The sequence below is a fragment of the Paenibacillus sp. FSL H8-0317 genome, from assembly GCF_045040685.1.
Classification (GTDB): domain Bacteria; phylum Bacillota; class Bacilli; order Paenibacillales; family Paenibacillaceae; genus Paenibacillus.
Genome location: NZ_CP150294.1, coordinates 522,250 through 536,855 on the forward strand (window position 1 = coordinate 522,250; position 14,606 = coordinate 536,855).

A 14,606-nucleotide genomic window follows, 5' to 3' on the forward strand; every position below is an offset into this window, starting at 1 on the left:
CATCTGAACCCACCCCAATACCACCTATGGCAGAAGCACCAGGGCTGAAGGCAACACTGCACATCACGGGGATGACCTGTGCTGCCTGTTCGACGCGAGTGGAGAAGGGATTGTCCCGCATGGAAGGTGTGCATCAGGCCAATGTGAACCTTGCCATCGAACAGGCAACCGTATCTTATGATCCGAAGACAACTAACGTGAACGCGTTGCGGGATAAAGTAGAGGCGCTTGGCTACGGTACGTTGTCCGAATCGGTTGATCTGAACATCACCGGTATGACGTGTGCTGCCTGTTCTGCCCGGATTGAAAAAGGACTTTCCCGACTACCGGGGGTATCTCAGGCGAATGTGAATCTGGCGCTGGAAACAGGGCATATCGAATATGCCGCTGGTGCATTGAAACCTTCGGATATTACCGCCAAGATCAAGCAGATGGGCTACGGTGCTGAACTGCAATTGACGCAGGAAGAGACCACATCGGTTCGTGAACGTGAGCTGCAACGCAAAAAGTGGAAATGGATGATATCTGCGTTGTTATCGATTCCTTTGCTGTGGGCAATGGTGGGGCATTTCTCGTTCACATCCGGAATCTATGTCCCAGATCTGTTCATGAACCCTTGGTTCCAGCTGATTCTGGCAACGCCAGTACAGTTCGTGATTGGCTGGCAATTCTATGTGGGGGCGTACAAAGCCCTACGTAACCGCAGTGCTAATATGGACGTTCTCGTTGCATTGGGTACCAGCGCAGCGTTTTTCTACAGTCTGTATCTGACGCTATCCAGTGGGTACTTACCCTCTACGACGACGATGGATCACGGCGCAATGGGAACGAGCACAGCCGCCATGCCTTCGGTAGAACTCTATTATGAGACAAGTGCGATTCTAATTACGTTAATTTTACTGGGAAAATGGTTCGAAGCTGTGGCGAAAGGTCGCTCTTCACAGGCAATCAAAAGCCTGATTGAACTGGCTCCACGTGAAGCTCGTGTCATTCGTGATGGACAGGAAGTGATGGTTCCTGCCGCATATGTTGCGGTGGGTGATCTGATCCTGGTGAAGCCGGGGGACAGTATCCCGGTGGATGGTATCGTTGAAGAAGGGCAATCCTCAGTAGATGAATCCATGCTTAGCGGAGAAAGCCTCCCCGTGGATAAAAAGCCTGGAGATCCTGTTACAGGGGCAACGCTGAATAAGAATGGGGTATTACGTCTTCGTGCGACCCGAGTGGGCTCTGACACGGCTTTGTCCCAGATTATCAAAGTCGTTGAGCAAGCTCAGGGCTCCAAAGCACCGATCCAGCGGATTGCAGACGTCATATCAGGCATATTTGTTCCGATTGTTGTTGGCATAGCTGCGCTGACATTCTTGATCTGGTATCTGTTTGCAAGTCCGGGTGACTTCGCTGGTTCCCTTGAAAAAGCAATTGCCGTGCTAGTCATTGCCTGTCCATGTGCACTGGGGCTGGCAACGCCGACTTCTGTCATGGCTGGATCAGGACGTGCGGCTGAATATGGCATTCTGTTCAAGGGCGGTGAACATCTGGAGTCGGCACAACAGATTCAGACCGTGGTGCTTGACAAAACAGGTACAGTAACCCAGGGTAAACCGGTGCTTACCGATGTTACCACGGCTCCGAATTGGACGGAATCCGATCTGCTTGAGCGAGTGGGAGCGGCCGAACAGAGTTCCGAGCATCCACTGGCAGAGGCGATTGTTGCTGGTATCCGTGCCAAGGGTCTGAAGTTAACCCCAACAGAGAAGTTCGAGAACATACCGGGATACGGCGTGCGAGCTTCAGCAAAAGGGCAGGAAATTCTGGTCGGCACGCGGCGTTTGCTTGCAGATGCACAGGTGAATGTCTCTGAGGAAACCGTTCAGCAGATGAACCATCTGGAGGAACAAGGGCGTACAGCGATGCTGGTAGCGGTGGATGGTCAGTGGGCAGGGATCGTGGCGGTGGCTGACACCATCAAGGATACCTCTCGAGAAGCCATTGGTCGTCTTCAGGCGATGGGGATCGATGTTATCATGATCACGGGAGACAATGAGCGAACAGCTCGCGCTGTAGCAGAACAGGCAGGGATCGGTAAAGTGCTGGCTGAGGTACTGCCGGAGGGTAAAGCTGCGGAAGTGAAGAAACTTCAGGAGAGCGGCCTGAAAGTTGCAATGGTAGGTGACGGCATTAATGATGCTCCGGCACTCGCTACTGCTGATATTGGGATGGCCATCGGAACAGGAACGGATGTAGCGATGGAAGCGGCGGATATTACCTTGATGCGTGGTGATCTGAACAGCATTGCAGATGCGATTGAGATGAGCCGGCGCACGATGGGTAACATCAAACAAAACCTGTTCTGGGCGCTTGGTTACAACGTTATTGGTATTCCTATTGCGGCAGTTGGCTTCTTGGCTCCATGGCTGGCAGGGGCAGCGATGGCGTTCAGCTCCGTATCGGTTGTACTGAATTCCCTACGTCTGCAACGGATGAAGCTGAAGAGAAATAACTGACCGAACTTTGTTTGGAGATATATTCAACGGCTCATTGTCAATGAATTGAGGATGAATAAATGCGCGGTTCGCTGTGGCGGACCGTGTTTTTTGTTGAGAAAAATACAGTTGAGTCGCCAGAAAGTAACCTGAATCGTTGATATAGATGTTCTTTTCTACGGAGAAAGGATAGCATAATGCACGTTTGTGAAAATGGATCGATTGTATTCATGAATAAAGCTTTCATTTTCTGAATTTTTCAAAAATGAGTTGACAATATGGACATATTCACATAAAATTTAAACGATCGTTTGATTCAAACAACTGTTTAAATCAAATTAGAACTATTTGAGTAATGGAGGACACCTTTTATGTTACAGGCTTTACGTACATTGTTTAAAAAACCGCCAGTGATTGTAGGGATCGTAACAGCACTTATGTTCCAAGTGATCTTTAGCGTGATCTGGATGACCGCATATTCTGGAGTAAATGACCGTACGAAAGAATTGACGGTTGCGATTGTGAACGAAGACGGCGAAATGTCCAAAGGAATTGCGGATTCGCTCGCAGGAACACTGCCTTTTCATACCGTATCCAATCTGAGTGCGGCTGAAGCGTTGGATCAGCTGAATCATCACCAAGTACACATGGTGCTGGATATCCCGGCTGGATTTAACGAATTGCTTCAGACGGCTGGCTCAACTGCCGAGATTAAATACACCCTTAATGAAGCAAACCCGGTTACGATTAAAAGCATGATGCAAGGTGTATCCCAAAGTGTGACAAACACAATTAACAAACAAGCTACAGCACAAGGGGTACAGACGGTGTTAACCGCTTCAGGTGCGCCTGCCGATCAGGCTGCTGAAGCCGCGACAAACCTGGCTACCCGAGTGGAAGGAACGACAACGTCCATTAACCCGGTTAACGGGATGAATAATCAGATGGTGCCGATGATGATGGTACTGGCTTCCTATGTAGGTGCCATGATCATGGGGATGAACCTCCAGACAGCCATGGGCATGTTGTCATCTACCTATTCCCGATTGACTTTGTTTGGCGCGAGAGTAGTCATCAACGTGGGTTCTGCATTGGTCGTTTCCCTGCTGGGATCATCATTGATTGTGGCACTGGGCGGACAAATTGCACAGGGATTCGTTGCATTCTGGCTGTTCCAGGCGCTCTTCCTGTGCACGTTCATGTTCTTCTCCCAGTTCTTCCTGATCTGCTTCGGACCAGCAGGAAGTCTGTTCAACATCATCTCACTGTCCTTGCAACTGGTATCCTCCGGTGCAATGGTACCGCGTGAATTGCTGAACAGCTTCTATAGCGGCATTGGGCAGTACCTGCCTGCAACATACGCCGTTCAGGGGATTCTGAGCGTGCAGTTGGGAGGCCCAGGAGTTCAGTCTGCTGTAGGTTCCATCGTGATTGTACTGTTGGTTGCAGTTGCGTTGTCATTGGTCGTGACGTTGTTGAAAAAACAACGCATGCCAGCTATGGCTCCAAGCCCGGCTCAAGCGAACAACTAATACAGCAGATGTATACCATTGCTTCATAGATAGGACAAGCACCCCGATGATTTTCATCGGGGTGCTTGGTGTAATATAATAGACAGATACAGTACCTGGCTACAGCCCTTGAGCTGAAGCAGATGAAATGAACGGATAAGAGGGAGCGGGACGGAATGACTGAACCGGAATTGGATATAAAAACGAGGATATTGCTTGCAGCCAAGAAGCTTTTTGCACAGCAGGGGTATGACGGGACGAGTGTTCGTCAAATCTGTGATGAGGCGGGTGCGAACGTGTCACTGGTCTCATACCATTTTGGCGGCAAAGAGAAGGTATTCGAAGCCTTATTTGAGCATTTTTTCCCTGGGCATATGATGAACTCGCTGGCGGAAGAATCCATGTCCTCGCCTGTGGAAGGCATCCGACGAATTATTGGTGAAGTTGTGAAGTTCACGATGACGGATCGGGAGATGAGCGATATTGTGCAGCTTGAAATTACACTTCGTACACATCGCACAGCTACCGTATTTCGTTTTCTGGACCCCGTCTGGACCCGAGTTAAGGAACTTCTGCAAGAAGGAAAAGACCAGGGATTGTTTCAGATTGAGTCCGTAACTTATGCGATGCTTCAGGTGATGGGTGTGGCCTTGGCACACAAACGGGCCAAGAATTCACGATTTGGCTTTGATTATCAGGATATGAATACAGACGAGCTCGCTGAGCAGACAATTGAGTTCGTACTTCGAGGATTGGGAGTGAACAGCCATGAATGAAACCATTGAATTGATGATGAAGCACCGCTCTGTACGCAAATTCAAGCCAGACCCGGTGAGTGATGAGCAGCTTGCAGCCATCGTAGCGGCGGGTCAGATGGCTTCTTCTTCAAGTAGTGTACAAGCCTATACCGTGATTGCTGTGACTGACATAGAGCAGAAATCCAAGCTGGCTGAATTGGCAGGCAACCAGGCCTACGTCAATGAATGTCCGGTGTTTCTCGTATGGTGTGCTGATCTGTATCGGCTGAGTGATGCTGCGAAACGTCATCTTCCTGAGAAGGAATCGTATGCCGATTCAACAGAGAATTTCATGGTAGCCACAATTGATGCTGCACTGGCTTCCCAGAATGCCGCTCTTGCAGCGGAGTCACTAGGATTCGGAATCGTATATATCGGCGGGCTTCGTACCCGGATTGAGGAAGTAGCTGAGTTATTGGAATTGCCGGAAGGGGTTTATCCGGTGTATGGCATGTGCATTGGTGTTGCAGATCAGGAAACGGGAATTCGGCCGCGTCTGCCGCTGGATGCAGTCCTGCATCATAATCGTTATAATGCCGAGCAGAGCATCAAAGGTGTTGAGCTGTATGATGAGACAACGACGGCGTACATGAAAGAACGGACTAACGGTGAACGAACGACCCCATGGTCCGAACTGATGGCGAAGCGCCTGACTGAGCCGACAAGGTTGCAAGTGAGACCGTTCCTGGAAGGCAAAGGATTCTTGAAGCGTTAAGTTGAACTGAAGGTAGTTACACTTGCCACTCCGATGACAGAACAACCTTCCGATCGCTGTTATCCCCAGACTTTTTGATCCAATTTTTGTGAAGGTGAAAATCTAGTGATAGCGTATGCTTCCGAAGTAGCTTTCTTTCAGAAAGCTTTTAGGCGACCGCTCTGCTTCCTCAGGTTATTTCTGTCCTCTGCTTTCCTGTGTAAAAATTTAGTTCAACTGATATATATATGGTGAATTAGAAGTCAGTCGGTGGCGAAGCCGACTGGCTTCTTTGTGCTGAGCTGTAATGTGTTGTGCTGGCAGGGCAAGCGAGAGTACTTGCTGTTACCTGATTGTACTTAAGTTAAGCCGTAGAAACGCTTTGTGTTCTGATAAAAAAGACGGGCGGCCCGCTCGGTTCCCATGCCGGTGATCTCACTCCATGCCTGAATGACCTGTCTGGTCATGGCAGGGTGTGTCATTCGTCCCTGAAATGGTCCTTCGAAGGGCCAAGGTCCATCGGTCTCAGCCATCACTTGTTCCGATGGATATTGCCGGGCGAGTTCACGAATCTCTTCTTCGTAATGAATATCTGGCGTGAAAGAGATGAAATAACCGTTGTCCGCCATACGCCTTACGGTTTGGCGAGAACCTTTGAACCAGTGGAAATGAGCACGTCGGAACTGATTTTGCTCCAGCAAATCACAGACGATATCCGCATCTTCGTATACCGCATGAAGGACAAGTGGTTTGTTGTGCTTTTTGGCGAGCTGGATGAAACGTTCAAGCAACTCGATATACCCGCTCTGATCGAAGCGCTGCCCTGCCTGCTCCGCTTCCTGACGGTTGTAATAGGGAAGACCGATCTCTCCGATGGCTATAGCTTGTCCGATATGCTCTTCGATCCATTGGAAGAACAGATTCATTTCTGCAACGGACGGCAGTTCCTGTTCTGGATGGAAACCGAAGGCTGGATAGATGTTCCGTGGATGTTGTTTTGCAAGCTCCAGATTGGCCTGGGCAGAAGCGAGATTCATGGACACGGCGATGACTGCCTCGACTTGTTGAGACGGGAAAGATAACAGCATCTCGCGTTGTTCGTCAGGGGTATACTGATCGAAGTGAATATGAGCATCAATTAATGGTGCAAAAGCTTGAGAATGCACGAGGGAATTCCTCCTTGTGGTCATTTATATTCTAACTATGTTACGCAGAATTTCTTGTGGTGGATCACCCATTAAAGGAAAATAATAACTTAAAAACCCGCGCTATTATGATAGGCGGGCTTTCTGCTGTTCTTCTCTCATCCACTGTGCAATCTGCCGTTTACGCTCCAGAAAAGCAGATTCCTCCGTAATTTCTTCTCGTCTTGGGCGATCAAAAGGAACATGTACCTCGTGCAACACCGTTGCAGGTCGGTTGGATAATACATAGACCCGATCCGCTAGCAGCAATGCTTCTTCGATATTATGGGTGATGAACAGCACCGAGCGGCGGTTCTGTTCCCAGATATCGAGCAGCCAGCGCTGCATGTCGCTGCGTGTCAGTGCATCCAGCGCGCTGAAAGGTTCGTCCAGCAGCATGAGTTCCTGCGGACTGAGCAGGGCGCGCAAAAATGCCGCACGCTGCTGCATTCCGCCCGACAGCATATGAGGATAGGCTTGCTCGAACCCGGCAAGACCCACGCTGCTTAACCACTTACGAGCTTCTGCAAGTGCTTCGTTCCGAGGGGGAGCGCTTGAAGCTACTTCTCCAGCAAGCAGTACATTATCTTCAATGGTACGCCAAGGGAAAAGGGCGGGCTGTTGGGGCATATAACTTATCTTGCCACGCTGTCCCGTTACATTCTGACCGTTCATAAGCACTTGGCCTTCCTGTGGCTTCAGCAGACCGCCGATGATATGGAACAGAGTGCTTTTGCCACAGCCAGAAGGTCCAACGATAGCAACAAACTCGCCTTGCTCCACAGTCAGGGACAGGCCGTTCAGAACCGGTAGCTTGCTGCGCCGTTCACGGAATGATGCATGAACATTAACAACGTCCAGTGCAGGTGGAACCGGAGCAGGAGTCGTGTTGGCAGGTCGATCAGGCGTAGCCGAGTTAAACTTTTCACCGTGCGTTGGCTCTATTACACTTGCTCCTCGTCCAGGCTGGACTTGTTCATCCTGTTGCCGATTCATATGGTCATCACTTCCTATATACAGATTACATGCTTTACTACCGCTTCTGTGGCCGCCAGCGCACGAGCAGCCTCTCCAGCAGTGCAATGAGCAGGAAGAGCAGCAAGCTGAGCGCGACAATAATCATAATCGCCACGAATAAACGATCGGTGCGATAAGCTGACTTTTGCAGCATCATATAATAACCAATACCCTTGTCTGCGCCAATCCATTCGGCGATGATGGCTCCCATCACACTATAGGTAGCGGCGATTTTGACACCGGAGAACACGGATGGCAGCGCATGGGGAAGCTCCAGCTTCCAGAAGATATGATGACGTTTCGCACCAGCCATGCGCATATAGTTCATCATCGCTGCATCTGTACGGGTCAAGCCGTCCATGGCCGCCACTGCGACGGGGAAGAAACAGACCAGGATGATGGTAATCAGCTTGGGCAACAGTCCGAATCCGAACCAGATTAACAGGAGCGGCGCGAGCGCGATGGTCGGGATATTTTGACTAAGAATAAGTAGAGGGTACAGGGCTGACTTGAGAAAAGGGACCAAATGCAGCACCATCGCAATCAGTAATCCAACCGCTGTTCCAGCGGCGAATCCGATAAGCGTTAACTGAATGGTTGCGGAAGCGTGCATGCCAAGCCGTTCGGCCTGAGTTGCTGCTTCGCGGGCGATATCGGACGGTGCAGGCAGCATCCATTTCTCAATATGGAAGAGGGAGACGGCTCCCTGCCATATCGCTATAAAGAGAATAACCGCCACAATGGGCGGCCATACACTTTTGAAATAGGCATGCATTAGCGATACTTCTCCGTCAGGGTATCCATGCTGAAGCCAGTAGGGCTATGGGCGATTTTGATCTGGGAGATGATGCTTGGGCTGCCAGCCTCCACGAGTACCTCGTGCATCTTGCGGACAACCTCCAGCAGTTCCTCCAGTTCCCCCTCCATCGTGGTGTCGAGTGCGTTCACCTGATATTTCAGGCCGGATTGCTGAATAACTTCAATGGCGCGATCTACGTAAGGATAAGAGTTCTCGCCATTTGGCGTTTTCGGAATAACCTGAATGCTAAGTAATGTGCTTGCCATGAGAGATCACGGCTCCTTTCGTGATATATAAAATGAACTAATAACTGTTACACTTAGCACTTCGATGACAGAATAACCTTCCAATCGCTGTTATCCCCAGATTTTTTGATTCCCTTTCTCTAAAGGGAAAATCCGGTGATAGCGTATGCTTCCGATGAAGCTTTCTTTCAGAAAGCTTTTAGGCGACCGCTTCGCTTTTTCACGTTATTTCTGTCCTCTCCGTCCTCGTGTAAATATTAAGTTCGTTTTATATGAGAAATTTTATTGGGGTAAAAACTCGTTTGTATATGCCTTGCTCACATCGATCTGTTCATCCAGCAGTTTTTTGCTAAACATCCAGTCGGTGTAGTTCTGCCACACTTCCTGTTTCTGTTCCCCCCAGCGAGGGGCGTCATCCGTGTACTTCGGACTGAGCCACTTCTGGCTTGCCAGTACCAATTCCTTGTCCAGATCCGGTACGGCCTTGATCAGAATGTTGGCTGCGTCTTCGGGATGATCAATCGCATATTGATACCCTTCGGAAGTGGCTTTCAAGAATGCTTTCACCAGCTCAGGATCGTTTTGGATCGTCTGCTCGTTCGTTACGAGGACAGGTGTGTAGTAATCTAGTGCTTCTGAATAATCCTTTACATATAACATGTCGATCGGTTCCCCGCGCAGTTCGGCTTCAATACCTGTCCAAGCGTAGAAAATCCACGCGAAATCAATGTCCCGTTTCACTGCGGTGAAAAAGTCGGCATCACCCATGTTAATGTTTTTCACTTTCGATACATCGGCTCCGTCGCCTTCCATAATGGATTGCATCACGGCTTCTTCCACAGGGGAACCCCAACCGCCATAGGTTTTACCTTCAAAATCTTTCGGTGATTTGATATTCCGATCCGCCGGAGCAGCGAACCCGGATGTATTATGCTGAATAACTGCTGCGATGGAGACCAATGGAACACCCTGTGTGCGGGCTTGAGTTACACTCTCCTGATAACTTACGCCAAAAGGCACTTCATTGGAGGCAACCATCGTATCTGCGCCACCGGCACCTGGTTGTACAATCTCCACGTTCAAGCCTTCGGCCTTGTAAAAACCTTGATCTACAGCCGCATACAGGCCGGTATGATTCGTATTTGGTGTCCAATCGAGCACCACTTTAATATCTTTGAGGGCGGCAGTGTCACCTTCGTTGCTGCTTTCCGTATTTGTGTTGCCGTTCTGCCCAGCTGGGGCAGCTTCTTTGCCACCACATGCGGCTACAGTCACCATAAGCACGCATAAGAGCAACAATCCCATCGTTTTACGCCATTTCATTTGTGGTTCTCTCCTTCGGTATGTCCGGCCGATTGGCACGGGGTACTCCTTGGCTTCATATCCAATCATCTTGCATAAATCGACAGATTTATACCAGTTGAGATCTGGATAACGTCACTTTTTTTAGCTCTCTGGCTATATAAAAGAACATTAAAAAAGCGCCCCGTATTCCGGGACGCGTGCAGGCGTTAGAGAGGTGGCGTTCAGCCATAGGGCTGTGCCATTTCGATATACTCCGATTCCTACGCTGGCATGATCCAGATCAGGTCTAAGGGTTAGTATCTTGGTGGGATACACTCTCAGCCGGCCAATTCCGACTCCCCTGGGAAACTATGAAGTTACGGGCATTACTAGGTGTAATTATAGGCCAGCGGGTGGAACGTGTCCAGTCAGGAACTGGATGGGGACACGTATGAACTTATCAAACAGGTCGTTATACATATGTATATCAGCCTGTTTAGATGTGTTATTTTCAATAATTATCGTGGCGAATCATATAAGGCAATCTGGCTGAGTGCAAAAGCATCGGATAGTGGGCCATAGCCTAAGTGCTGAAGATCTGGAAGGCTCCCCACAAATACTTGGATCAAATCCGATGTTTGATATCTCGTCGCATCAGGGCTGCTTTCCCTATTTCAGCGATCAGCTTTTGATCGTTTGACCTTGCCCGGAGACGCTAGCTTCATTTAAACAACATAATTTAGATACAAAAGGAGATAGTACTGCTATACAAATAATTACTTTTTACATAAAAATGGGGGCGTACTGAATGATCCTTAAAACCATATTCGCAATTATTCTGTCCTATTGTGTCTACGTTTTTTTCACAGCTTACCTTTTATTTTTGGTTCCGTCTCCATCTACTATTGAAAATACGGATATGCAAAAATTGTTAACAGCAGGAAGTACGACAGATCGCGTACTGCTCTTGGAGGACGGCTTTCAATCCGGTCAGGTGAGAATCCAGACCATTCGAGAGGCGAAAACAAGCATCGACCTGGCTTATTACTCCATCCAAAAAGGAAAAACATCTCAACTCTTTTTTGCTGCTTTATTCGATGCGGCTGATCGGGGTGTTCATGTTCGAATCATTTTAGACGGGATTTTTCACAACATGCGCGGAGAATTGCGTGATATTCCAGATGCCATTGCAGCTCACCCCAATGTGGAGTTAAGGTATTATGAACCACTCAACATAGTTATGCCATGGACATGGCATAACCGTCTGCATGACAAGATCTTTCTTGTCGACAACACATATGGCATCATTGGCGGCCAAAATATTGGTGATAGATACATGGCATTGCAACCCAAAAAAGACTATGTATTCGATCGGGATGTCCTTGTTTACAATCCAAACCATAATAAAAACAGCACGGTTGTTGAAATGAAAAAATATATAGATCGGTTATGGGAACATCCATTCACCAAACCAGAAAAACATGCCAAACGTCAGCATCATACAAAGGGGTTACAAGAGCTGGCTCAGCTGGCTGAGTTATATAAAAAAGCTCAGGCTGAGAGCGATCCTTTTGTTAAAGTGTTGCCGAAGGAATGGGCTCAAGGGGCTCTTCGTTCCGACCACGTCGCTTTCATTCACAATCCAATCCAGAGGCTGTATAAAGACCCGACCATGTGGAGAGCATTTGTTCATTTCGCCAATCAAGCAAAGTCGAAAGTGTACCTTCAGACGCCATATGCCATTCCTACCAAGAAAATGAAGAAAGCCGTACATCTGTCGATGAATCCAAAAGCAGAATGGGTCATGTTAACCAATTCAATCCAGCAGACCCCTAACCCTTTGGCTTTCGCGGGATACTTAAGCTCTAAGAAACGGTTGCTTGATACCAATCTGGCCATTTATGAATACCAAGGCCCTTATTCCATACACGGCAAATCATTTGTCATGGATGATTACCTCAGCATGGTTGGTTCGTATAACCTTGATCCCAGATCCGCCTTTCTAAATACCGAATCTGCTGTGGTCATTTCTGGTTCTGCATTCGCCAACGAACTAACAGGGGCTATGGATATCAAACGTACACTTAGTACACGTGTGAATAAAGGTGAGCAACTAGCAGAATCTACGAATCAGAAAGGCTCTGTTTTCAAACGAATGGCAATCACAGCTTTATCCAAACTGTCTTTTCTCTGGAGATTTCTGTTGTAGGAAAGAACCAGCTATTAGATATAGCTACTTCCATAAATTTTAATTTGGAAAAATCAGATTTGTTCACAGAATGTTCACTTATGTGGAGGGTTTCCTCATCTCTATAATTACGAAGGTAAACAGAGAGGATGAGAGAATTGCCAACAAGCAAGAAGGAACAAATTATTTTCGGATTAATGATGTGTACAGGAATGGTTGTCGTCATGATGACATTCAATTTATGGCATAGTGGGTTACTCGGTAAGATGTCCCCGCTTGAGATACTGCTTCAATTCATATTATGTTTTGTCATCGCGTTTGTGGTAGAGTCCTTCATTGTCGGACCTATAGCGAGAAAGATTGCTTTTTCCTTACCCTTTGACAAGTCCAACAAAATTCTGGGTGTACTCGCCATGTCATTTTTTATGGTGATTGGCATGGTTCTGATCATGTCCTTGTATGGGATGGTTTCAGCATATCTCGCTGATCAATTAAGTGGGTCATCCGTATTCCGTACGTATCTCCATACCATTGCTCGTAACTTCAGCCTGGCGCTGCCATATCAATTGATCATTTTGGGACCCCTCGTCCGATATGTATTCGGTAAATTCATCAAAGGCAATGGCCCTGTAGTGCCTGTCGTTAACAAAAGTGTTTGATTCGGTTGGCCATAAGTATTTCCTGGGCAATCTTGTGCAAATGAATAGAGCGAATTCTTTCCCTTGATTTAAGGTGATCAGAGGCAAAGATGGGGCACTTGCCGCCATGATTACAGCGCTAACGAATCGAGAACATCTTATTAGGCCAGTTTTTAGGGAATAAAAAATCTAACGAATCTCAGCGGCGTTATTATGCTAAAAAACTGCAACGAGACCTTGAATTTGAGATAATTATCTATAATAACGTGTGTTAGATTTGTTAGAACAGAGTAACGCTACAAAAAAATGTCCACCGTCAGGTCATGACAGTAGACATCTCGATTTTTTTAATAGGTATTTCTAATCCTCAGGACTGGATCAACACAGAACTGTTAAGTCGCAGAATTCGCTATATGTTTGTTCTGCCATTGATACGTGATTACGCTAATGACAAGCAGGCCAACTGCAAAGATGGCAAGCATCCATGCAGACTGATTAACCGCCAGATGATCAAGACTCCATCCCGTAGTCAAAGGCAGAATGGCACCGCCAACTCCACCTGAGGCAATCAAAATACTGGGTGTGGATTCTTCTGTTCCGGGCAGCAGTTTACTGGCGAAGACAAGGGCAATGGAGAAAATGCCTGACATCGCAAGCCCAAGCAGCAAGATGATGAGAAACGCAGACCAGATTTGGTTTGTAAATGGAAATGCCATTAACAAAAGAACAGATGCAAGACAACTGTACAGAACATAGACGCGGTATTGGAATTTCTCTGCGATATATCCGGCGAAGAGTCGTCCCACGGACATGGCAATCCAGAAACAGGTGACACTAAGCGCTGCTCCGGCTTCCTTCATGTTCATTTTCTCAATCAGGATCGCCGGCATGAAGTTCGCAAGACTCATTTCTGTGCCAACATAGAGGAAGAAGAACAGGACGAATAATACCAGAAGAGTCCTGTTACGGCCACGATAGGTTGGACTGGATGTACTTGCAGATGCGGGATGCATCTCACCCGATGTTCCAGCAGAGTGCGTATTTACGGAAGCATGATTTGAACTCTGTCGCTCCAGAAACTTATCGAGTTCACCGAATGATCCTTTTGCCCAGAAAACAAAGGTCAGCGCTGCGCAGATCGCAACAACGAGAAAGGAGAGACGCCAGTATCCGGCAGCAATGAGACCGCTGGCAACGAGCGGCATGACCATCGCCCCGATTCCGAATAACACTTCCAGTCGACTCATGGCAACGGCTGTATTGTCTTTGATTGCCGCAATGATAATGGTGCCAATAACAGCTTCAACCATTCCGAATCCAAAGCCGGCAGCGGGTGCAATGACGAACATCCAGCCCCATGATGGCAGCAGCATATAGGATAATTCTGCAATACAGAGCAACGCTGTGGCGATTAACAGGCCTCCCCGTTTACCAAAGCGTCTGTTCAGCCATGGAGATAACAATACACCACCCAGGAATCCGGCAAATTGAGCAAAGATCAGCGTTCCGCCTTGGCTATAATCTTTGCCATAATGTTCAAGTGCAACCGGCAGAATGGAACCGAGCACAACGTGGGCAAGTCCAATCAGGAAATAGGATAGACATCCGATCCAAAGTAATTTTTTCATAAAGAACTCCTTCTACTTATCTACATAAATTGAGGATCACAATAAAGCGCAATCTTGAAGACAAAGTCTATCATAACAGGACATGTTAAGTTGTGCCATGAATTCCTGATCGATACAGAAGGTTGCAATTAGGTC

12 protein-coding genes and 1 riboswitch are annotated in these 14,606 nt (G+C 47.8%); of the genes, 6 read left to right on the forward strand and 6 right to left on the reverse strand.

Annotated elements, in window-relative coordinates:
* Window positions 1–26: 26 nt before the first annotated feature.
* From MHB43_RS02640 to nfsA, 4 genes are all read left to right on the forward strand, one after another.
* Window positions 27–2,507: a heavy metal translocating P-type ATPase gene (locus MHB43_RS02640; protein WP_405132380.1), complete on the forward strand. Its 2,481-nt coding sequence runs from the start codon at window positions 27–29 to the stop codon at window positions 2,505–2,507.
* A 350-nt stretch (window positions 2,508–2,857) separates the two neighbouring features.
* The gene (locus MHB43_RS02645) at window positions 2,858–4,018 is read left to right on the forward strand and encodes a YhgE/Pip domain-containing protein (RefSeq protein ID WP_237177577.1); all 1,161 of its coding nucleotides are present in this window, start codon (window positions 2,858–2,860) and stop codon (window positions 4,016–4,018) included.
* Window positions 4,019–4,173: 155 nt separating this feature from the next.
* Complete coding sequence (locus tag MHB43_RS02650; RefSeq protein WP_339306578.1) at window positions 4,174–4,773, forward strand: TetR family transcriptional regulator; 600 nt, start codon at window positions 4,174–4,176, stop codon at window positions 4,771–4,773.
* Window positions 4,766–5,509, forward strand: a complete 744-nt coding sequence (gene nfsA, locus MHB43_RS02655) for an oxygen-insensitive NADPH nitroreductase (RefSeq protein ID WP_336764038.1) — start codon at window positions 4,766–4,768, stop codon at window positions 5,507–5,509. Before MHB43_RS02650 ends, nfsA begins: the two co-directional genes overlap by 8 nt.
* Before the next feature lie 338 nt (window positions 5,510–5,847).
* Here the strand turns inward: nfsA and MHB43_RS02660 are convergent, their stop codons facing one another.
* From MHB43_RS02660 to MHB43_RS02680, 5 genes are all read right to left on the reverse strand, one after another.
* On the reverse strand, window positions 5,848–6,678 hold the full coding sequence (locus tag MHB43_RS02660) for a TatD family hydrolase (protein WP_405131261.1): 831 nt from the start codon (window positions 6,676–6,678) through the stop codon (window positions 5,848–5,850).
* Between the two features lie 81 nt (window positions 6,679–6,759).
* Window positions 6,760–7,668, reverse strand: coding sequence for an ABC transporter ATP-binding protein (locus tag MHB43_RS02665; protein WP_221823897.1), 909 nt, complete (start codon window positions 7,666–7,668; stop codon window positions 6,760–6,762).
* A 37-nt stretch (window positions 7,669–7,705) separates the two neighbouring features.
* Window positions 7,706–8,464, reverse strand: a complete 759-nt coding sequence (locus MHB43_RS02670) for an ABC transporter permease (protein ID WP_405131262.1) — start codon at window positions 8,462–8,464, stop codon at window positions 7,706–7,708.
* Window positions 8,464–8,754: a thiamine-binding protein gene (locus MHB43_RS02675; protein WP_017690996.1), complete on the reverse strand. Its 291-nt coding sequence runs from the start codon at window positions 8,752–8,754 to the stop codon at window positions 8,464–8,466. Before MHB43_RS02675 ends, MHB43_RS02670 begins: the two co-directional genes overlap by 1 nt.
* Before the next feature lie 261 nt (window positions 8,755–9,015).
* Window positions 9,016–10,056 (reverse strand): ABC transporter substrate-binding protein, encoded by a 1,041-nt coding sequence (locus MHB43_RS02680; protein ID WP_339306587.1) that lies wholly within the window; start codon window positions 10,054–10,056, stop codon window positions 9,016–9,018.
* A 221-nt stretch (window positions 10,057–10,277) separates the two neighbouring features.
* A riboswitch (TPP riboswitch) is annotated at window positions 10,278–10,390 on the reverse strand.
* 435 nt (window positions 10,391–10,825) lie between these two features.
* Between MHB43_RS02680 and MHB43_RS02685 the strand changes: the two genes are divergently transcribed.
* A complete protein-coding gene (locus MHB43_RS02685) occupies window positions 10,826–12,226 on the forward strand; it encodes a phospholipase D-like domain-containing protein (protein ID WP_405131263.1) in 1,401 nt (466 codons plus the stop codon).
* Window positions 12,227–12,354: 128 nt separating this feature from the next.
* Window positions 12,355–12,864, forward strand: a complete 510-nt coding sequence (locus MHB43_RS02690) for a hypothetical protein (protein ID WP_405131264.1) — start codon at window positions 12,355–12,357, stop codon at window positions 12,862–12,864.
* Window positions 12,865–13,235: 371 nt separating this feature from the next.
* Here the strand turns inward: MHB43_RS02690 and MHB43_RS02695 are convergent, their stop codons facing one another.
* Window positions 13,236–14,471, reverse strand: a complete 1,236-nt coding sequence (locus MHB43_RS02695; protein ID WP_405131265.1) for an MFS transporter — start codon at window positions 14,469–14,471, stop codon at window positions 13,236–13,238.
* Window positions 14,472–14,606 lie beyond the last annotated feature (135 nt).